Here is a 21,110-nt window from a genome sequence, read left to right on the forward strand (position 1 = left end):
GATCTTGTGGGGCCTCAGCTCCAGTCCATGCCCTCGGGCGGCCACGGTTCGCCGTCCGCCTGAGCGTTGAGCTGGTAGGCGATCGCGCCGTCGATCGATTCGCGGATGATGTCAGCGTGGCCGGCGTGGCGGGCGATCTCGGTGCCCAGGTGCCACAGGATCCAGCGCACGGTCATAGTGAAATCGTTGGGCATCCACGGGTTGTACGGCATCGGAACTTCGGTGCCGAGGTCGGTCCCTGCGTCGTCGACTGCGGCCCTCGCCTCCTCGATCCCGTCGATGACCTTGTCGAAGATTGCGACCGCCTCGGTGATGTCGAGGTCGGGGAGAGCGGACCCGTCGAACATCGCCGTCAGCCCCAACTTCTCGTTGACCGTCCGGTAGTCGTCCTCGCCGACTTCTCGCGTCGGGTCCTTGACTTGGATGAGCCAGTTATTGACCACCTGGGCTCCGTGAACGATGAGGCCGGCGATACTCAAACCACTGGCAGTCGGCGTGCTGCGGGCCTGCTCATCGGTCAGACCCTGCGCCGTGAGCTTGAGCTGGGTGCACTGCTGGGTGAGGTAGGTGAACGCGGCGTCGGCTTCGCTCGTGACGGAAGGGGTGAAGAACGGCATGATCTCTCCTTTGCGATGTCCGCCGCGGCCGGATGGCTGAAGCGGTGAACCTATCGTCAGGTGTGATGCGGACATATACTGTCCGCATCAATAAGTCCGGCGAAAGTTTCTCATTCGGGGGTGGAATGCAGTCGGAGACGCGGCTCTTGAGTCTGCTCGGTCTGTTCGCGTCCGGCAGGAGCTGCACTGCCGTCGAGCTCGCCTCCCGCTTCGACGTCACCCCACGTACCATCCGTCGAGATATCGCCGCGTTGCGCGATCTCGGCTACATCATCTCCTCGGCACCGGGCCTGACCGGGGGCTATCGCGCCGAATCGCGGACGGTGCTGCCGCCGCTGCAGCTCGAGGCAGGCGAGGCGCTGGCCACGGCGGTCGGTCTGGCGCTCCTGCGTGGGGCCGGCCTGGACACCGAACACGCGGAATCGGCGACGACGAAGTTGCAGACGATGCTGCCGGCGGCCATGCGCGCGACCGTCGCCGATATCTCGACGGCTGTGTCCGTGTCCGAAGGTCACGCACCCGGAGTCGACATCAGCGCGGTCATCACGCTCGCCTCGGCGATCAATGCGTCGACGATCGCGACCTTCGACTACCGGAAGATGCAACGCCCTGACGTCGACGACCCCACTGTTACCGGCCCGACCGGCGACCCGACTGTCGACACATCCCGTACGGCGACTGCCGCTCCGACCGGCGACCACCCCTCGACACCCCGTCGCGTTGAACCGATCCGTCTCGTCGTCTTCGGTGCGCACTGGTACCTCTTCGCCTTCGACCTCGATCGCGACGACCATCGGGTCTTCCGCCTCGACCGCATGAACCGGGTTCACGCGACGACATTGAGCATCACCCCACGTGAGCACCCCGAGCCCGAGGCGGCTGTGTCCGCAGCCGTGACCACCACCGCGTATCCGCACACCGTCGTTCTGCGCACGGCCGCCTCGGCGCGGGAAGCGAAGGAATGGTTCCCCACCCGCAGTGCCACCATCACCGAGGCGGCCGATGGTGTGCGCATCACCTGCGGATTCTGGGACCTCAGGTGGGTCGCAGCCACCCTTGCGTCCATCCCTGCCGAGATCGAAGTGATCCACCCACCCGAGCTCATCGACGCCCTCCGCGACCACGCAGAGAGAGCGCAGGCGGTCGTCGAAGCATCAATTACTACCTGACGGCGGCCCAGCAACCTCGCGCGAGGTTGCTGGGCCGCCGTCAGGTAGTAATTGGGGCAATGGGGGTTGCGGGGTGCTGACCGAAACGTGATCCCGAAGTGAACGAACCATGGATGAGTCCATATACTGGGGGCCATGACGATTCTCATTGGCTACCTACCCGCTCCCGAGGGTGAGGCTGCTCTGCGCGCGGGATTCGCAGAGGCCAAACTGCGGTCGAGTGCTGCCGTCGTGATCAACTCACAGCGACGAGGTGCCAGTGGAGCTCCGACCGAGATCGGGGACGACGAGATCAAGCGGATCGTCGACCTCGGCAAGGAATCGGACGTCGACGTCGAGGTGCTCCAGCCCGATCACGAAGACGATCTGCCCGGCACGCTCAACGACCTGGCCGAGGAATACGAAGCCCAGCTCATCGTCATCGGCCTGCGCAAACGCTCAGCGATCGGGAAGTTCATCCTCGGCTCGCAGGCACAGCGCATCCTCCTCGAAGCCGAGGTCCCGGTGCTGACGGCCAAGGCCTGAAACCTCGCCGAGGCGGCCCTGACCTCGGCATCATCGCCGCGGTTGGAGCCCCCATCCCCAGGCGAGGAGCTCGGCCAACGACACGCCCTCGGTGTCGCTGAGATCCGTGATCTGCGTGCGGCATGAATACCCGTCGGCAAGAACGACCTGCAACCGGTCGTCCGCACCCGTATCCGTCGCCTGATTCGGCGACACATCTGTACCGGACTCAGTCGCACGATTCGGCGACGCACCTGTACCGGAGCTGGTCCGAGGCTCCGCGCCGGCGGCCCGTCCCCGCTTGCGCAGCGCCGGCAGCAGAGCCACCTCGGCGACGGCGACCGAGGTCTCGAAATGGCCGTCTTCGACGCCGAAGTTCCCGGCCAGACCGCAGCACCCGCCGAGGAACTCCGTGTCCGCTCCCGCCCTGGCCAGCAGCTCCTTATCGGCCGCGTTGCCGAAGATCGCCGACTGGTGACAATGCGGCTGCACGAGCGCCTCGACGCCGGACAGGTCCGGCAGCTCGGCGCCGATGCTCAGCAGATACTGGGCCAGCGTCTGCACCCGGTCGGCCACTCGGTGCGACGCCTCATCGGCGACGAGTTTGAGCGAATCGTCCTTGAGCGTCGCCAAGCACGAGGGTTCGACGCCGATGATCGGCACATCGTCGGTGGCGTCGAGAGCCGTGACCGTCTCCGAGAGATTCGCCTTCGCAGCATCGAGCTGACCGGTGGAGATGAGCGGCAGCCCGCAGCACACGGTCTGATCGATCACCCGCACACGCACACCGGCCTGCTCGAGCACCGCGACGGCCGCGGCGAGGATGCGCGGAGCGAAATGATTCGACCAGGAATCGGCGAACAGCACGACTTCTGCATTCGGCCGCAGCGAAGCCGCGGCCGGTGACTCGGCATTCGCACGCGACTTCGGTGCCGCCTCGGCGGTGGTGGTCCACCATTTCCTGAACGTCGTGGACGCGAACTGCGGGATCGAGCGACGGACGTCGATGCCGGCCATCTTCTTCGCCAGGGCGGTCAGCCCAGGCAGCCCCGACACCCGGTTGACGACAGGTGCGAGCGGAGTGACCAGGCGGGCGAGCTGCGGGAGGAACCCGAGCGAATAGTGCTTCATCGGCCGCAGCTTGCTCTTATACGACTGGTGCAGGACCTCGGCCTTGTAGGTGGACATGTCCGTGCCGGTCGGGCACTCGGTCCCGCAGGCCTTGCACGACAGGCACAGGTCGAGGGCTTCGTGCACCTCGGGGGAGTCCCAGCGCGGCTCGAGCAGATCCCCGGACACCATCTCCTGCAGCACGCGTGCGCGCCCTCGAGTCGAATGCCGCTCGTCCCGGGTGGCCTGATACGACGGGCACATGATGCCGCCGCCGGCCGCCGAATCCGCGCGGCACTTGCCGACTCCGGTGCACCGGTGCACCGCCGAGGCGAAACCGGCGGACTCTCCTTCATAGGCCATCGCCAGGGTGGCGGGCAGCTCCTGACGCAGAGGCAGCTGAGTCAGGCGGATCGATTCGTCGAGGGCGTCGGGGTCGACGATGACCCCCGGATTGAGCAGATGTTGAGGATCGAAGAGACGCTTGACCTGGGCAAACAGGTCGAGTGCCGCCGGAGTGTACATGAGGCGGAGCAGTTCGGAGCGGGCCCGACCGTCCCCGTGCTCCCCGGAGACCGACCCGCCGTAGCGGGCGACGAGCTTCGTGGCCGCGACCATGAAATCGCGCATCACCTGCCCGCCGTTCGGATCCTCGAGCGGGAAGTCCACGCGCATGTGCAGGCACCCATCACCGAAGTGCCCATAGGGAATGGCCCACAGCCCGTGCTCCTCGAGCAGCTCCATGAGATCGTGCAGATAGTCGCCGAGGTGGTCCACCGGAACCGCTGAATCCTCCCACCCAGCGTGGGCGTCGCGGCCATCGGGGGTGCGTGAGACCAGTCCGGCGCCATCGGCGCGGATGGCCCACACCTCGGCGGCCGCCCGGGCGTTCAGGACCGCGGAGTCGAGTGACTTCGACTCGGAGATGAGGCGCTGAGTCTCGGTCTTGAGCGCGGACTCGTCCTCACCGGTGAGTTCGACGACGAGCCAGCCCGCGCCCTCCGGTAGGGCGGGGACCGCCTCGGCGCCCTTGGTGTCGATGACCCGGTCGAGCATGCGCGAATCGAGGCCCTCGCAGGCGGCGACGGGGAAGTCCTTCAGCAACGGCGCATCGTGGGCGGCAGCGACCATGTCCGCATAGCCGAGGACGACCGCCGAGGTGAAGCTCGGATCCTTGACCAGGCGCATCTTCGCCGCAAGGATGACGCCCCAGGTGCCTTCGGTGCCGGCGAATGCCTGGCGGACGTCGAAGCCGTTCTCCGGGAGGAGGGACTCGAGCCCGTACCCGGAGACCTGGCGGGAGAATGTGCCGAAGTTCGTGCGGATGGTGCCGAGGTTCTGTGCCACGAGTTCATGCAGCCGCGGGAACGTCGTCGAGGCGTCCGAGTCATCGAGGGTGACGACGGTGCCGTCGATGAGCATGATCTTCAGCGCCAGGATGTTGTCGCCCGTGCGGCCGTAGCCCAAAGCCCGTGGTCCACAGGCATTGTTGCCGATCATCCCGCCGATCGTGCAGCGGGTGTGGGTGGACGGGTCCGGGCCGAAGCGCAGACCGTGTGGTTTGGCCTGCTTCTGCAGGTGGGCGTGGACGCAGCCGGACTGCACCCAGGCCGACTGCTCCTCCGGATCGAGATCGAGGACCGCATTCATATGGAGCGAGAAGTCGAGGACGATGCCACTGCCGATGGCATTGCCGGCGATCGATGTGCCGGCGCCACGGCTGGTGATCGGCACACCGAGGCGGCGAGCGACGGAGAGGACCCGCGCCACCTCGTCATCGTCGTGAGGGAAGACGATGGCGGCTGGGACGAGTCGGAAGAGCGAAGCGTCGGAGGAGTACGCGGCACGATCGGTGTCGTCGATGCTGAAATCGCGGATGCCTGCGGTGCGGAACTGTTCGGCGAGTGCGGTGGGAAGCGCTGTCCGGGACTCGTCTTCGTCGACGGTCGCCCGATTCGCTCCGGTGGGATGGGCCATAGTCGTCATGTCCGCATTGTGCCACTTGGGTTGCCGGAACATCGATACCTTCCACGGCGGGGAGTGGCGAGCGAGAGTCATCGTCCAGACCCGGGGAAAGTTATGCTTTCGTTATCATACGTGCTCAGAACGGTGCTACTCAGTAGCCTGAGTTCCTATATCCGGGAATTCTTGGCGTCTTGACATATTCGTGGTATCTAATGGGACTACACCAATTCGTGGCAACGGGCCACTACATGAATGCAAGGGAAGAAACCATGTCTCGTCGAGCTCGTGAATTGACAGTTGATCAGACTGCATTAGTCGGCGTCGTCCGAAAGGTCGCACGGCAGCGTTCGAAAATCAACACCGACTATGTGATGGCGATTCTGCGCGCCCGCGAAGAAGGCGCGACCTTCGGTGCCATCGCCGAGGCGGCCGGCACCTCCTCGCAGGCCGTTCAGGAGATCGTGCGCCGGCACGGGCCGGTCAAGCGCAGCGAGCCGAAGGCCGGAGTCGCGGACCCGGCCTGACCCCAGAGAACACAGGGGCAGAACGACATTTGCCGGTCCCCTCTGTGCTCGCACTTCCCTCGCAGATGCCAGGGCGGTGATCCATACTCGATATGGATCACCGCCCTTGTGCGATTCATGGACGTTTTCTGACGATTCCGTGACCGAATCTTCGCGGCACCGGAAGCAGAAATTCCTCGAACGGAGACAACTGGGCTGATGAGTGAAGAAAGCCGTCAGGAAAATTCCGCTCGGCGCGCGGAAATCGCTTCAGGATTCGATTGATCGACTGTTTGAGAAATGTGCGATGCTGAAGTGTCCTGTCGACAACCTCAGGTGCGTTTCCAGCTCCCAGGGAAAGCCTCGCAATCGGAGTTCCCGATCCCCGTGGGCGGCTTAGATACAAGAAGTACATATTTGCCGGTGTATTGCAGTCTTGTTACACGCGAGGCGGATCTGGGCGGTTCCCGGACGGTTGCGGACACTCGGGCGAGAAGCGCAGAGGGTTGTCTAGAGTGGCCGTATGAACTCCGAGCTCGAATCGCTGCCCGCTGAGATCGTCGACCACTCTCTGATCCGCATCGCCTCCGACCTCTCACTCATGGCGTGGGAGCAGATGCTCGCCTGGAGGCCGCTGCTCGGCGCGAGCCTCGACGCCAGTGTCGTCGACACGAAGACGTCGCCGAATGACCTCGTCACTCGCGCCGACGCGCAGATCGAGGCGCTTGTGCGCGGCTACCTCAACCGAGTCAGGCCTCATGACCTCATGGTCGGCGAAGAGGGTTCGGAAGCCCTCGACCCGGTCGAATTCTTCCCGGCGGACTTCCTGTTCAAGCTCAACACCTTCGATCCGGAGGCCGGCGCACTCAACGAGGTCGCTGACGACGGCCCGCGTCTGGAATGGCATGTCGACCCGATCGACGGCACCGTCAACTATGTCCGCAACATCGAACACCATGCGTTCTCTGTCGGAGTCTGCGCAGTCGCAGATGGGGCTGACGCCGGCCTCGGTCTCGGCGACTGGCAGATCGGACTCGTCGCCTCGCCGGGATTGGATGCCACCTGGTTGGCGGCTGCCGGTCGCGGCGCCTTTCGGATCGACGGGCGCTTGGCCGACCACCGCGAAAGCGACTCCGCCATTCCGGCGCGACGACTGCGCGGGACGCCGCCCGGACTGTCCGGCAGGCTCCTGGCCACCGGATTCGCCTATGCACTGAGGAACCGCGGCGCCCAGCTGGCCAAGCTCGAAGACCTCATGACCGGCTACGACGACATCCGCCGCTGCGGATCGGCGGCACTCGACCTGTGCATGGTCGCCGAAGGGCGGGTCAACGGCTACGCCGAACGCGGACTGGGCATCTACGACTACGCCGGCGGGGCGGTCATCGTCGAAGAGGCCGGACTGGGTGTCAGTCGCGGAGGATCCGGCGGACCGACTGCCGCTGCCGATACTCAGGAAGAGGTCGACCGCCTCATCGCCGCTATCTGATCCGGGGGTCCACCGCACGCCCACCCGACCGCAAGCCTCCCGACCTCACTTCAAATGTGATGCAGATAACGTCATATTTCTTTGACTTTATTTTCAAAGCATAGGCTAAGCTTACTTTCAGTGTGCGCACACGCTTTTCTTATACGTTCATTCCTGAAAGTGGGACCCCATGGTTTCGACTCGCCTTCAACTGAGCGCCCTGGCAGGCGTTGTCGCTCTCACTCTGGCCGGCTGCGGATCGGCAGACTCCGACTCGGCTCAGGCCGATGACTCCGGATCCACGATCGAGGTCGAGGACAACAACGGCAAGCAGACCGTCGCCTCCCCGCCGAAGTCGGTCGTCGCCACCGACAACCGCACATTCCAGACCCTCAGCGACTGGGGCATCGAACTCAGCGGCGGCGCCGTCTCCCTGATGAGCGAGGACCTGGACTACACCAAGGACGATTCGATCCTCGACCTCGGCAGCCACCGCGAACCCGACCTCGAAAAGGTCGTCGAGGCCAAGCCCGATCTCATCGTCAACGGTCAGCGATTCGCCCAGTTCCATGACGACCTGGCCAAGCTGGCCCCCGAAGCAACCGTGCTCGAGCTCGATCCCCGCGACGAAGAGGACTTCGACGCCGAGCTGCGCCGTCAGACCGAGGTCCTCGGCGAGGTCTTCGGAAAGCAGGATGAAGCGAAGAAGCTCGTCGACGACTTCGACGCCTCCATCGAACGCGCCAAGAACGCCTACGACGACAGCGACAAGGCCATGGGGCTGATCACCTCGGCCGGCGACATCGGCTACGCCGCACCAACGGTCGGCCGCACCGTCGGACCGGTCTTCGACATCCTCGACCTCGACCCGGCCCTCGAGGTCGAAGAAGGCAGCGAAGACCACCAGGGCGACGACGTCTCCGTCGAAGCCATCGCGAAGTCGAACCCCGACCTCATGATCGTCCTCGACCGCGACGCCTCCTTCGCCCCTGAAGAACGCGACGAAGGTTCGGCCCCGGCTGCCGAAGTCCTCGAAGACTCCGAAGCACTCAAGGATGTTCCTGCGATCAAGGACGACAAGATCGTCTACTTCCCTGAGGACACTTACCTCAACGAAGGCATCCAGACGTACACCGAGTTCTTCAACGACTTCGCCGACAAGCTCGAAGCTCAGAAGTGAAGACCCTCGCCGAGGCGGCCCGACGTCGGAACGAAGCCCGACGCAACCGGACGGCTGAGTCCCCGAACGGGACGTCGGAACCGTCCTCACGGGGGACCGCCTCGGCGAAGGCACCTCTTTTCGGATGGCCCCTGCTGTTGGGAATCGTCGGGGTCGTCATCCTCCTCGCGCTGTCGCTGCTCACCGGCGTCTATGACATCTTCGGCGGTGACGGCGGGGCCGAGATGTTCCAGATCACGCGGATCCCGCGCACGATCGCCCTCGTCCTGGCCGGCGCCGCCATGGCGATGTGCGGACTGGTCATGCAGCTGCTGACTCAGAACCGCTTCGTCGAGCCGACGACGACCGGCACCACCGAATGGGCCGGACTCGGCCTCATGCTCACCGTCATCGTCTACCCCGACGCCTCGATCGTCGCGCGGATGGTCGGCGCGATCATCGCCGCCTTCATCGGCACCCTCGTCTTCTTCGTCTTCCTGCGCCGCGTCTCTCTGAAATCCTCGCTCATCGTGCCCATCGTCGGCATCATGCTCGGCGCCGTCGTCGGCGCCGTCTCGACATTCATCGCCGTGCAGACGGACATGCTGCAGTCCCTGGGCATCTGGTTCGCCGGCAGCTTCACGTCGATCCTGCGCGGCCAGTACGAGACCCTGTGGATCGTCGCGGCCGTCGTCGTCGCCATCTTCGTCCTCGCCGACCGCTTCACCGTGGCAGGGCTCGGCAAGGAGATCGCCACCAACGTCGGCCTCAACTACAACCAGATCCTGCTGCTGGGCACCGTGTTCGTGGCGATTGCGACCGGAGTGGTCACCGTGGTCGTCGGCAACCTGCCGTTCCTCGGCCTCATCGTGCCGAACATCGTCTCCCTCATCCGCGGCGACGACCTGCGCTCGAACCTGCCCTGGGTGTGTCTGCTCGGCATCGCGATCGTCACCGTCTGCGACCTCATCGGCAGGATCATCGTCATGCCCTTCGAAGTGCCCGTCTCCCTCATCCTCGGCGTGGTCGGCGCGGCCGTGTTCGTCGCCCTGCTGCTGCGTCAGCGAAAGGTCGGGTGAACTCGGATGCGCGCAAACGATGAAACCGAATCGACCGGGACCGGCACCGAGGCGGCCCACCCGACCGCGGCCACCGTCGTGAACGGCGGGGATCGGTCCGGTGCGGGCGCACGGTACGGTCGGCCGCCTCGGCGAGGGTCCGCGACTGCTCAGCGGTCGTCGGGACCGCTTCCGACGAAACGGTCGCAGCGTCGCTACTGGGCGATGATCATCGTGCTGGCGGTCGCCTCGGCGGGGATCGCTCTGGGCATCCTGGCCTGGGACAATCCGATGCCGATCACCGACCCGGGGTTCTGGCTGATCGCGGAGCTGCGGCTGACGAACCTCGTCGTCATCGCGATGGTGGCGCTGTGCCAGTCGTTCGGCACGGTCGCCTTCCAGACGGTCACGAACAACCGGATCATCACCCCCTCGATCATGGGATTCGAATCCCTCTACGTGGCGATCCAGACCTCGGCGATGTACTTCTTCGGCGTCACGGCGATCGTCGAACTCAAGGGGCTCGTGCCCTTCGTCGTCCAGTTGGTGCTCATGGTCGGACTGTCCCTGGCGCTCTACGGATGGCTGCTGTCCGGACGGCATTCCTCGGTGGCGCTCATGCTGCTCATCGGCGTGGTCATCGGCGGCGGACTCGGATCGGTGGCGACATTCATGCAGCGGACGCTGACGCCGAGCGAGTTCGACGTCCTCTCCGCCCGACTGTTCGGGTCGATCTCGAATTCGGATTCGAGCTACCTGCCGGTGTCGATCCCGCTGTGCGTGTTGGCCTGCCTCGGGCTCTACCTCTGTTCCTCACGCCTGAATGTGATGGCGCTGGGCCGGGACATGACGAGCAACCTCGGGCTCAATTACAAAGGCGAGCTGCTCAAGGTCCTCTTCTTCGTCTCCATCCTCATGGCGGTGTCCGTATCGATGATCGGACCGATGGTCTTCCTCGGCTTCCTCGTCGCGATGCTCGCCTACCAGTTCGCCGACACCTATGACCACAAACGCCTCTTCCCGATGGCCGCGCTCCTCGGCTTCGTCGTCCTGGGTGGGGCGTACTTCGTCATGAAGAACATCTTCTACGCCGAGGGGGTCGTGTCGATCATCATCGAGATCGTCGGCGGCGGCGCCTTCCTGCTCGTCATCCTGAGAAAGGGGCGCCTGTGATCACGCTCGAATCGGTTCGCAAATCCTACGACGACGAAGTCTCGATCGGACCCGTCGATCTGCAGATCCCTGCCGGGGGAGTCACGGCCCTGGTCGGACCGAACGGCGCTGGGAAGTCGACGCTGCTGACGATGATCGGGCGGCTGCTCGGGATGGATTCCGGTGCGATCTCGGTGGCAGGTTTCGACGTCAGCTCGACGAAGTCGAAGGATCTCGCGAAGATCGTGTCCATCCTGCGGCAGGAGAACCACTTCATCACCCGGCTGACGATCCGGCAGCTCGTCGGCTTCGGACGGTTCCCCCATTCGAAAGGTCGACTGACGACCGCCGATGAGGAAGTGATCTCGCAGGCGATCGACTTCCTCGAGCTCGGTGAGCTGGAGAATCGGTTCATCGACGAGCTCTCCGGCGGGCAGCGGCAACGGGCCTATGTGGCGATGGTGCTGGCGCAGGACACCGACTACGTGCTGCTCGATGAGCCGCTGAACAACCTCGATATGAAGCGATCGGTGCAGATGATGCAGCACTTGCGTCGTGCCGCCGCCGAGATGGGACGGACCATCGTCATCGTCCTCCATGACATCAACTTCGCCGGTCACTACGCAGACCACATCTGTGCGGTCAAAGACGGTGCCGTCATCGAATTCGGTGCGCCCGAGGAGATCATGACCGGCGAGGTGCTCTCACGTGTCTTCGACACTCCAGTCGACGTCATCGACGGACCTCGTGGTCCGCTGGCGGTGTACTTCTGAGTCCGGTTGCGGCCACCTGGCCTCAGTCTGCGCGTGAGTTTTGCCTTTGCGCTGATTTCATGCCGCCGGCGGGGCCGGCGGAGGGTACGTTCCGGGAAGCATGGGGATGGTGAGGAGCCACTTGAGGCGACTCTCGGGCGCTCATCGCCTTTTGACCGAACCATCGGGTTCGAACCAGATGCATCGATCAGAAGGCGATGACAGATGCCCCGTAAGTCGATGACGGATGGTGCAAAAGCCGATCACCAGACTTGGGCTCCAGTGGACTGAGCGCTCACTTGCGCACCAGACACTGTGGAGTACCTTCTCATTCGGCACCTTTAGAGAATCCAGACAGTCGGCGCGTTCATAGGTTCAAATGGGCTAAACCGTCTCAGCGGTGCCCAGCATCTGCGAGTTCTCAGGGATTCGTGTGCAGAGACGTTCATCAGTGGCCTGTGGAGAATATCTCGACTCGACCGTCGTTGACTTGTGGACGACGAAACGTTGTCCACAACCTCAGCGCAAGGGGTACTAACGGCAGTTCGCTGATGCCGATACTCGCCAGATGAAGAATACGATCTATCGTGAAGAGTTCTCCGCCGCCGGCATCTCTTCCAAAACGATCAAGAGCGCGCTGGATTGTTGTCTGATTCGTCTCTGCCGCGGGGTGTACTCGGTGATCCGTGAGTGCGGAGTGAAAGACCACAGTCGGATTGCGGCATTTATCAGAGACGTCGACTGGATCAGTTTCCACGTCGGCAAAACTCCAGCCGACCTGAAGCGCGATTTCAGGTATCAGACCCAGCTCCGAGCGCTGCGCATTCAGAGTTACCGCTGGTACCGGCCAGAGGACGTGATCGTTGGCAAATCGGCGGCTGTCCTCCACGGAATACCTTTGTACAAGGACGCATCGCAAGCGATCACGGTCAGACACCCAAGGAGCAATTCGCACACTAAGGAGATTATCCGTGTGCGGGATGAGGTACCCGCAGAGGATCAGGTCCGATTCGGTCACCTTGCGGCCACCTCGGCGATCAGGACGGCCTTGGACCTCATTCGGATTTCGGGTCAACACGAAGCTTTTGCAGCACTGGAATGGGTACTGCGTCAGGCGACGGCCGATCATTTCCCTGGCTTCAATCCGAGGTCCGGGTATACAGAAAAGTTTCAGTCCGAGGCACGTCGGATCATCAAGACGGCGTTCTATCCTGCGGTTGCTCGCATGCGATCGGGCCAGGTCACCGCGCAGCGGATGGTTGATGCGATCGGGCCGTTCTCTGAGAGCCCCGCCGAGAGCAAATGCCGACTCAACCTCATCGCTTTGAACCTGACGGGGTTCGAACAGCAGATCGAAGTCCGAGACAGCCGAGGCTTCATTGCTCGAGTCGATTTTCTCAATGAACAGGCACGAACGATCCTCGCGGTCGACGGAAGTGAGAAATACGCTCTGGTGGGTCCCTCGCTGATCCGGAGGGAAGGCGAACAGCACAATCGGCTTCTCAGCTTGGGCTATAAGGTCATCCATCTGAGTTTCGACGACGTGCTCAGACTCAACGACTTTCGGGACAAGATCTTCACACAGGTGCCGGAGCTGAAGCAGATGGTCGGGAGCCCGGACGAATGATGTAAGGTTCGCGCATCGACTTTTGTGCCGGTAACCATCGGGTTTTGTACAGTCGGGTATCGAGTTTTGTGTGGCGCATCGAGTTTTATCCCGATGACCTGATCAGAAGGCGATTGTTCGCCGAAGAGGCCGCTGAGTTGCCATGGCTCGGTGCTCGGTGCTCGGTGCTCGGTGCTCGGTGCTCGGTGAAGGCGCGGCCCAGCACCAATCGCTGCGGCGGCCTCGAGTGGCACCTGGAGGAGAACGGCGCCGATGTCCGTGACCGTCGGATCCTCTTCTCAGCTTTCCTCGATCAGGTGAGGGCGCGGAAGGCGGCTGCGGTTTCGGTCTGAGCCGACCCAGCGGCCTCCTCTATCTGTCGTCTGCCGCGACGGCCGGGCGGATCAATACCCAACGGCGCACTGCCATCACGAGTGCGGCAACCAGCCCCACGATGAGCAGTCCGTCGGCGGCAATATAGAGCAGATGCAGGGACGACCCACCCTCGGCGACACCTGCGAGCACGGCATCCGTGCGCTGATTGAGCAGCGGCCGAATGACGACGACCTTGATGATGAGCACTCCGATGAGCCCGCATGCCACACTGCGGTAGACGCGATCGACACCCGACTTCAGCAGCGCCCACAGCAGGATCACGGCGATGACGAGCTCGACCCAGGTCATCACTCCGAACACCAGCCGACCGATGCCCAGCCCCAGCGGGATCGTGATGCCGGGGGCGGTGAACTTCAGCGGTGCCTCGATGAGCGAGATGCCGATGATGAGTCCGAGCCAGATGGCGGGCAGGATGATCCGAGCGCTCGCCGCCAGCCGCGAGTCATCGGTGCTGAAGAAGTGAGTCATGCCTTCGATTCTACTCCTCGTAGAAATTCGTCTGCCGCGCCCTCACCGTCCCCCACCAATTACTACCTGACGGCGGCGCAGCAACCTCGCGCGAGGTATCTGGGCCGCCGTCAGGTAGCAAGAAGGGGTGGTGGTCGGGACGCTCAGCGCCTTCGCCGGACCCGCTCTAGACTGGTGTCCATGCGTCTGTTCTCCAACGCCGTGGTGCGCACTTTCGCACCCCAAGCCGCCTCGAGTGCCCCCGACTCGAACACCCCTGCGTCGATCGCATCCGACCCGATCGGATCGAACGCAGAAACGGCCCCTGAAACGGCCCCCGATTCCGACCCCTCGCCCACCTCCGACCCCTCGCGGCCGGCTCCCGACGCGATCCTCGTCGATGGGGAGACCATCGTGGCCGTCGGCACCCGGGCCGAACTGCTCGACATCGCCGCCGCGCGGTCGTCGACGACGGCGGCGCTCGCCTCGGCGGGTGGGGTCGGTGCGACCACGGTCATCCCCGGACTCGAGATCGACGAAATCGACTGCGGCGGACAGGTCATCCTGCCCGGTTTCGTCGACGGCCACATCCATTCGATCATGTACGCCGACTCCCTGACCGACCTCGATCTGTCCCAGACGAAATCCCTCGCCGAGGCGGTCGCACTCATCCGCGAACGCGCCGATTCCCTCCCGGTGGGCACCTGGGTGGTCGGCTCCGGGTGGGACCTCAACAAGTGGGAGGACCCGAGCTACCCTGACCGTGAGCTCCTCGACGCCGAGGTCCCCGACCATCCAGTGGCGATGTGGTCACTCGATCTGCACACCTTGTGGGTCAACGCCCACGCTCTCGAGATCGCCGGCATCGACGAGGCGACCCCCGACCCTTCCGGCGGCAGCTTCGTCCGCGACGAGAACGGTCAGCTCACAGGTCTCGTACGTGAAGACGCCACCGATCTCGTCGCCCGCTTCATCCCCGAACCCAGCCGCGAGGACCAAGTCGAACGCCTCGCCACCACCCAGGAGCTCTTCCTGTCACAGGGCCTGACGGGGATCCATGACTTCGACGGCATCGCCTCGACCTTGGGCTGGAACGACCTGCACGCGGCCGGTCGCCAGGACATGCGCGTGACCTTGTTCCTGCGTTCACCCGAAGTGCCGTGGGCGATCGAAACCGCCTGGCACACCGGTGACGGCGATGATTGGCTGCAGTGCGGCGGGCTGAAGCTGTTCTCGGACGGGGCGCTCGGCTCGCATACCTCGCACATGTCCTCAGCGTTTCCCGCAGTCGACGGTGAGGACGAGAACTTCGGTGTCGTGCAGATGACCGAAGACGAGCTCTTCGACCAGGCACATATCGCCACCGAGGCGGGAATCTCCGTGGCCATCCACGCCATCGGCGATCAGGCGAACCATCATGTGCTCGCTGTCTACGACCGCTTGCAGGAGACGACGAAGGCCGCGGAGGAGAAGTTCGGCCGACCCATGCGTCACCGCGTCGAACATGCCCAGTTCATCCAACCCGCCGACGTCGCCCGGTTCGCCGAGCTCGAGGTGCTCGCGTCGATGCAGCCGCGCCACTGCATCTCCGACCTGCACCTGCTCCACCTCATCGACGAGTCCGCGCAGCTGGCCGCCTATGCCTGGCCGGACCTGCTCGATGCGGGGGCGCACGTGGTCTTCGGCTCCGACGGTCCTGTCGAGCATGCGAACCCGTTCGTTGCGATCTATGCGGCGATGACCAGGGCGAACATCTCCGGTGAGGCGTCGACGACCTTCCAGCCGCACCGTCGCCTGAGCGCCGTCGAGGCCATTCGCCTGCACACTCAGGGACCGGCCTTCGCCGCCGGGCTCGAGGACCGGCGCGGATATCTGGCGCCGGGCATGGACGCCGACTTCATCATCGTCGACACCGACCCGTGCGCAGCCGAAGGGCTCGATCCCGAGGTCGCCGCGGCAGAGCGCGACGGCCTCCTCGGCTACGATTCCGAAGAAGCCCTGTTCGCCCACGCCGAGGCGATCCGCGATACCCGAGTCGCGCTCACCGTCGTCGGCGGCGAGGTGAAATACCGCGCCTGACCACGCCGAGGCGGTCGACCACCTCGGCGATGGGCGGGACCCGCACTGCCCGCTCCCTCGACCAACTGCTCCCTCGACCAACTGCTCCCTCGACCAACCGACAAGGACGTCCCCGCATGCCCCGCTCGTTTCTGGCCCAGGCCCGCAAGGTCGATGAGGCGACCCCGGACTCTCGCAGTCGCGAGGTCGACTTCCTGCGCGCCGCGGCGATCACTGTGGTCGTGCTCGGCCATTGGACGATCATCGCCGTCAGCGCCACCGGCGGCATCGAACCGCATGGTCTGCTCGACCAGGCCAGGTGGACGCACCCGCTGACCTGGGTGTTCCAGGTGATGCCGATCTTCTTCCTCGTCGGCGGCTACTCCAACGCACTGTCCTGGCGTTCGGCCAGGCGGCGGCAGACCGGCTACGCCGAATGGCTGCGGGCACGCCTGCGCCGCCTCGGCCTCCCGCTCATTCCGCTGCTGCTCGTCTGGCTGGCCACCTGCGTCATCGCCCTGGCCGCCGGCGCCGAACCCGCCGCGGTCCAACTGGCCTCCCAGATGGCACTCGTGCCGACGTGGTTCCTCGCCGCGTATCTGCTCGTCGTCATCGTCGCACCGCCGTGTCTGATCCTGTGGGAGCGATGGGGCTGGTGGTCGATCATCGCCGGCATCGGCTTGGCCGGCATCATCGACCTCATCAGCATCGTCACCGAGAGCACGCTCGCCGGCTATCCGAACTACCTGCTCGTCTGGGCGAGCTTCCATCAGTTCGGCTATGCGTGGCTCGACGGCCGACTCTCCAGCATCAGACGCTGCCTGCTGCTCTTCGTCATCGGCGCCGTCGGGCTCGGGCTCCTCGTCGGCTTCGGCCCTTACCCGGTGTCGATGATCACCGCAGGCACCGACACAATCTCGAATTCTGCCCCGACCCGCGTGACGATGGCTTTCCTCGGCATGGCTCAGGCCGGAATCGTGCTCATGCTCCAGCGCCCGCTGGCCGCTCTCCTGCGCAGCCCCGGACTGTGGTTCCTCACAGTGCTCGTCAACCAGCGCATCATGACCTGGTTCCTCTGGCATCTGACCGCGCTGACTGCCCTGGCCAACGTCCTCATCGGCCTCGACGCCGATGCCCTGCTGCCGACTCCGCTGACCGGAATCTGGTGGCTCACCCGTCCGCTGTGGGCATTCGTTCTGCTGGCGATCACCGGGGTGCTCGTGGCGATCTTCGGCCGGTTCGAAACTCCGTCCCTCGACGACCGTCCCGCCCCTCCCATGTGGATGCCGATCGCGGCCTCGGCGGCCATCTGCGCGGGCCTGGCCATTATGGCCGACACCGGAATGGTCGACGGCAACGGCGTGACCTGGATCTGGCCGCTGCTGCCGCTCATCGGCATGGTCGCCTTCGGCGTCGTCCGCCTGCCCGGCAGGCGAACCGCGAAAAGCTGACTCTCGCCGAGGCGGCCCGACCGTCAGGCTGAAACGTCCCCGCGGGGACGCAGAAAGCCAGGTGAGACACCGAGCCCACCGAGCGACAACGGCCCGACGTCCCCGCGGGGACGTCGGGCCGTTTCTCACGGTGATCGGGTGATCCACCTCGGCAAAGGTGCGACGGGAACGTCGGGCCGCCTCGGCGAGGTTCTACACAGACGTCGCCCCTCCTCGGCGAGGGTGAACGCGAGCAGATGTTCCGACCTCCGGAGATCTCGGTGACGGTGCCGGTGAGGTAGCTCGACAGTCCGGAGGCGAGGAACAGCACGACGGAGGCGACTTCCTCGGGTTCGCCGGGACGGCCGAGCGGGATCTCGGCGAGCTTCGAATCGATCGCGTGCTGCGGCATGGCCGCGGTCATAGCGGTGTTGATGAAGCCGGGCTGGATCGCGTTGATGCGGATGTTCTTGAACGCGACCTCCTTGGCCACGGCCTTCGTCATGCCGACGATGCCCGCCTTCGCCGCGGAGTAGTTCGACTGTCCGGGGTTGCCGACCTTGCCGCTGATCGAAGACACGTTGATGATCGAGCCGCCGCGGTCCTGTTCGCGCATGAGTGCGGTGGCGACCTTGAGGCCGTTCCACGTGCCGCGCAGATGCACGGAGATGACGTCGTCGAACTGCTGCTCGGTCATCTTCCGGATCGTCGCATCGCGGGTGATGCCGGCGTTGTTGACCCAGATGTCGATGCCGCCGAATGCGGTCGTGGCCGCCTCGGCGAGCTTTTCGACGGCCTCGAGGTCGGACACATTGCACACCGCGCCCGTGGCGACGCCGTCGCCGCCGAGTTCGGTCACAGCAGCCTGCAGACTCTCTTCATTCATATCGGCGAGGACGACCTTCGCGCCGGAGTCGACGAGGCTGCGCGCCATCGCCAGGCCGAGGCCCTGTCCGCCGCCGGTGACGACGGCGACCTTGCCGCTCAGCAGGCCGGGGATGGCGGTGACTCCGCCGAGTTCGTTGATGGTGATGTCGGAGTTCGCGGGTGTGGATTCAGTCATGGGATGCCTTTCGTGCGGTGATGATCAGATGGAGCCGGACCTCGCCGAGGCGGCCCGCCGTTGTGATGATGCGTGGAGGATGCTGCCGCCGGGATCAGAGGTTGAACTGCGGTTTGTGTGCGCCACCCAGCAGCTGCTTGGCGACGACGACGCGCTGGACCTCGGAGGTGCCTTCGTAGATGCGGAAGAGGCGGGCGTGGCGGTAGAAGCGTTCGACCGCTGACTCGCGCATGTAGCCCATTCCACCCTGGATCTGCACGCCCTTGTCGGCGATGCGGGCGAGTGCTTCGGAGGCGAAGAGCTTCGCCGAGGAGGGGCCGAGCTTGCGATCGGTCTCGGCGTCCCAGCGCTGTGCGGCCGAGAGGACGAGGGCCTTGGCGGCGGCGACGTCGGTGTAGATATCGGCGAGCATCGCCTGGACGAGCTGGAACCGGGCGATCGGTTCCCCGCCCTGCTTCGCCTCGGCGGCGAAGCGCACGGATTCGTCGAGGATGCGGATCGACTGACCGACGCAGATCGCGGCGATGTGCAGGCGACCCTTGTTGAGTGAGGCCATCGCGGCGTAGAAGCCCTTCTCCTCCTCACCGCCGATGAGGTTGGCGGCAGGCACGCGCACGTCGTCGAAGAAGATCTCCGAGGTCCAGGCGCCGGCCTGACCCATCTTGTGATCGTGCGGGCCGACGGTCACACCTTCGGACTTCGTGGGCACGAGGAAGACAGAGATGCCCTTGGACCCCGTGGCATTCGGGTCGGTGCGGGCGAAGACCATGAGGACGTCGGAGGACTCGGCGTTGGTGATGAACCGCTTGGAGCCGTTGATGATGTAGTCATCGCCGTCGCGGGTGGCCTTCGTCCGCAGGCCCGAGGGGTCGGAACCGGCTTCGGATTCGGTGAGGGCGAAGGAGGCGACGACCTCTCCGGAGGTCAGACTGGGCAGCCATTCGGACTTCTGCTCATCGGTGCCGTAGTTGACGAGCACCTGTCCGGCGATGCCGTTGTTCGTGCCGAAGAGAGACCGGAACGACGGGGTGGTGTAGCCGAGCTCCATGGCGAGCAGTGCGTCCTGCTCGGCATTGAGGCCGAGACCGCCGTACTCCTCGGGCAGAGCCCAGCCGAAGAGTCCCATTTCTGTGGATTCCTTGATGATCGCCTCGGGGAAGGCGTCCTCGTCCTCGACCTGGGTCTCGAGGGGGACGACCTTCTCGCGGACGAATTCTCGGACGGCGGTGAGGATGTCGTCGAGTTCTGAGTTGTCCATTGCTGTGTCTCCTTCAGATGGATGCTGTGCAGAAGTCTGCGTGCAAGTGTCGGGATTGCGGTTCGGTCGGGATGAGTCCGAAACGGTACGATCTAGAGGCTGTCGAGCCAGGCGCGGACCTGATCGGAGTCGGCTCCGAGCTCCGGGGGAGCGAGGTCGTAGGAGACCTGCGACTTCGACAGGGTGATCGGATTGCGGACCGTCGGGATGACGCGGTCGCCGCTGCCGGTGTCCACGACCGGTTCCAGGCCGAGGCTCTTGGCGTGTTCGACGCCTTCGGCGATCGTGTTGATCGGGGCGCAGGGCAGGCCCGCCGCCGAGAGTTTGTCGAACCAAACTTGCGCGGTGTGAGCCTGCAGGGCCTCGAGAAGTTCGGGCTCAAGGGCGTCGCGGTTGGCGTTGCGGTTCTTCGCCTGGGCGAATCGTTCGTCGTCGCACCAATCGGGTCGGCCGACCACCTCGGCGAGGATCCGGAACTGGCCGTCATTGGCCGCGGCGACGATGATCTCACCGGACTTCGCGGCCATCGGCTGGTAAGGGTAGAGGCTCGGGTGGGCGTTGCCCATCCGCGTCGGATTCACCCCTGCGGCCGCGTAGGCACCGGACTGGTTGGCCAGGCCGGACATCGCCGAGGACATGAGGTTGGTTTCGACGAGCTGGCCCTCGCCGGTGAGCGTGCGGTGCTGGATCGCGGCGAGGACGCCGATCGTCGTGTGCAGACCCGTCATGACGTCGAAGACGGCGACACCGGCGCGGTACGGCGAGCCGTCGGGGCTGCCGGTGACCGACATGAAACCGGACAGCGCCTGCATGAGGAGGTCGTATCCGGGCAGTGGGTTCTGCGGCCCGAAGCCGGTCACCGAGGCATAGATGACCGTCGGGTTGGCAGCGGAGACGCTGTCGTAGTCGAGTCCGTACTTCGCCAGCCCGCCCGGTTTGAAGTTCTCGACGACGATATCGGCTTCGGCCGCGAGCTTCTGTGCGGTGGCGAGGTCATCGGGATCGGTGAAGTCGAGGACGATGTCGTACTTGTTTCGGTTGATCGACAGATAGTAGGTGGCATCCTCGTCGCGCACCGGCGGCGCCCAGTGCCGGGTGTCATCGCCTTTGGGTCCTTCGACCTTGATGACGGTGGCGCCGAGGTCGGCGAGCATCATCGTCGAGTACGGTCCGGCCAGCACGCGGGAGAAGTCGACGACGATCTGTCCCGACAGGGGACCCGAGCCGGCGCGGGGGAGGAACTCCTCGATGCGGTCGTGGGCAGGTGACCGATGGTGGTCGTGGGCAGAGCCGCTGTCGTGGGGCTCAGAAGTGGTCGACTGCTTCATCGTCGAATGTCTTCCTCTCGTCGGGCCGGCGGCGCTGCTGTGTGCTGACAGTGCTGTCAGTGGAGTC

At 64.8% G+C, this 21,110-nt stretch carries 17 protein-coding genes; 11 read left to right on the forward strand and 6 right to left on the reverse strand.

All coding sequences use genetic code 11. The features are described 5' to 3' along the window. Window positions 1-14: 14 nt before the first annotated feature. Window positions 15-617, reverse strand: coding sequence for a DUF664 domain-containing protein (locus ACSBQT_RS14715; RefSeq protein WP_410709689.1), 603 nt, complete (start codon window positions 615-617; stop codon window positions 15-17). Between the two features lie 146 nt (window positions 618-763). Between ACSBQT_RS14715 and ACSBQT_RS14720 the strand changes: the two genes are divergently transcribed. After that, window positions 764-1,786 (forward strand): helix-turn-helix transcriptional regulator, encoded by a 1,023-nt coding sequence (locus ACSBQT_RS14720; protein ID WP_435001950.1) that lies wholly within the window; start codon window positions 764-766, stop codon window positions 1,784-1,786. Between the two features lie 135 nt (window positions 1,787-1,921). Continuing rightward, window positions 1,922-2,311, forward strand: a complete 390-nt coding sequence (locus tag ACSBQT_RS14725; RefSeq protein ID WP_370036137.1) for a universal stress protein — start codon at window positions 1,922-1,924, stop codon at window positions 2,309-2,311. A 30-nt stretch (window positions 2,312-2,341) separates the two neighbouring features. On the opposite strand, the gene ACSBQT_RS14730 is transcribed toward ACSBQT_RS14725, so the two are convergent. Further along, window positions 2,342-5,377, reverse strand: coding sequence for an FAD-binding and (Fe-S)-binding domain-containing protein (locus ACSBQT_RS14730; RefSeq protein WP_435001983.1), 3,036 nt, complete (start codon window positions 5,375-5,377; stop codon window positions 2,342-2,344). Window positions 5,378-5,736: 359 nt separating this feature from the next. Between ACSBQT_RS14730 and ACSBQT_RS14735 the strand changes: the two genes are divergently transcribed. The 7 genes from ACSBQT_RS14735 (at window position 5,737) to ACSBQT_RS14765 (ending at window position 13,084) form a co-directional block, all read left to right on the forward strand. Next, entirely contained in the window at window positions 5,737-5,889 is a 153-nt protein-coding gene (locus ACSBQT_RS14735; RefSeq protein WP_164742748.1) for a hypothetical protein, read from the forward strand. A 502-nt stretch (window positions 5,890-6,391) separates the two neighbouring features. After that, window positions 6,392-7,357 carry an inositol monophosphatase family protein gene (locus tag ACSBQT_RS14740; protein ID WP_435001951.1) on the forward strand — a complete coding sequence of 322 codons (966 nt, stop codon included), beginning with the start codon at window positions 6,392-6,394 and terminating at the stop codon, window positions 7,355-7,357. 169 nt (window positions 7,358-7,526) lie between these two features. Further along, window positions 7,527-8,516 carry a siderophore ABC transporter substrate-binding protein gene (locus ACSBQT_RS14745; RefSeq protein ID WP_435001952.1) on the forward strand — a complete coding sequence of 330 codons (990 nt, stop codon included), beginning with the start codon at window positions 7,527-7,529 and terminating at the stop codon, window positions 8,514-8,516. A 131-nt stretch (window positions 8,517-8,647) separates the two neighbouring features. Beyond that, complete coding sequence (locus tag ACSBQT_RS14750) at window positions 8,648-9,574, forward strand: ABC transporter permease (protein WP_435001984.1); 927 nt, start codon at window positions 8,648-8,650, stop codon at window positions 9,572-9,574. A gap of 6 nt (window positions 9,575-9,580) precedes the next feature. After that, a complete protein-coding gene (locus ACSBQT_RS14755) occupies window positions 9,581-10,726 on the forward strand; it encodes an iron chelate uptake ABC transporter family permease subunit (RefSeq protein WP_435001953.1) in 1,146 nt (381 codons plus the stop codon). Beyond that, window positions 10,723-11,478 carry an iron ABC transporter ATP-binding protein gene (locus ACSBQT_RS14760; RefSeq protein WP_410709695.1) on the forward strand — a complete coding sequence of 252 codons (756 nt, stop codon included), beginning with the start codon at window positions 10,723-10,725 and terminating at the stop codon, window positions 11,476-11,478. The genes ACSBQT_RS14755 and ACSBQT_RS14760 overlap by 4 nt, the downstream gene beginning before the upstream one ends. 547 nt (window positions 11,479-12,025) lie before the next feature. Continuing rightward, window positions 12,026-13,084 (forward strand): RAP domain-containing protein, encoded by a 1,059-nt coding sequence (locus tag ACSBQT_RS14765; RefSeq protein ID WP_139470389.1) that lies wholly within the window; start codon window positions 12,026-12,028, stop codon window positions 13,082-13,084. A 351-nt stretch (window positions 13,085-13,435) separates the two neighbouring features. Here ACSBQT_RS14765 and ACSBQT_RS14770 read toward each other — a convergent pair whose 3' ends face one another. Beyond that, window positions 13,436-13,927: a hypothetical protein gene (locus ACSBQT_RS14770; protein ID WP_435001954.1), complete on the reverse strand. Its 492-nt coding sequence runs from the start codon at window positions 13,925-13,927 to the stop codon at window positions 13,436-13,438. A gap of 180 nt (window positions 13,928-14,107) precedes the next feature. Between ACSBQT_RS14770 and ACSBQT_RS14775 the strand changes: the two genes are divergently transcribed. Continuing rightward, window positions 14,108-15,985: an amidohydrolase gene (locus ACSBQT_RS14775; protein ID WP_435001955.1), complete on the forward strand. Its 1,878-nt coding sequence runs from the start codon at window positions 14,108-14,110 to the stop codon at window positions 15,983-15,985. A 116-nt stretch (window positions 15,986-16,101) separates the two neighbouring features. Beyond that, on the forward strand, window positions 16,102-17,415 hold the full coding sequence (locus ACSBQT_RS14780; protein WP_435001956.1) for an acyltransferase family protein: 1,314 nt from the start codon (window positions 16,102-16,104) through the stop codon (window positions 17,413-17,415). On the opposite strand, the gene fabG is transcribed toward ACSBQT_RS14780, so the two are convergent. The 3 genes from fabG to ACSBQT_RS14795 form a co-directional block, all read right to left on the reverse strand. Continuing rightward, window positions 17,354-18,457, reverse strand: a complete 1,104-nt coding sequence (fabG, locus tag ACSBQT_RS14785; RefSeq protein WP_435001957.1) for a 3-oxoacyl-ACP reductase FabG — start codon at window positions 18,455-18,457, stop codon at window positions 17,354-17,356. The genes ACSBQT_RS14780 and fabG overlap by 62 nt on opposite strands. A 94-nt stretch (window positions 18,458-18,551) precedes the next feature. Further along, on the reverse strand, window positions 18,552-19,715 hold the full coding sequence (locus ACSBQT_RS14790; protein ID WP_435001958.1) for an acyl-CoA dehydrogenase family protein: 1,164 nt from the start codon (window positions 19,713-19,715) through the stop codon (window positions 18,552-18,554). A 92-nt stretch (window positions 19,716-19,807) separates the two neighbouring features. Beyond that, window positions 19,808-21,043, reverse strand: a complete 1,236-nt coding sequence (locus tag ACSBQT_RS14795) for a CaiB/BaiF CoA transferase family protein (protein WP_410709700.1) — start codon at window positions 21,041-21,043, stop codon at window positions 19,808-19,810. Window positions 21,044-21,110 lie beyond the last annotated feature (67 nt).

The sequence above is a fragment of the Brevibacterium sp. H602 genome (assembly GCF_051172395.1).
Taxonomy (GTDB): domain Bacteria; phylum Actinomycetota; class Actinomycetes; order Actinomycetales; family Brevibacteriaceae; genus Brevibacterium.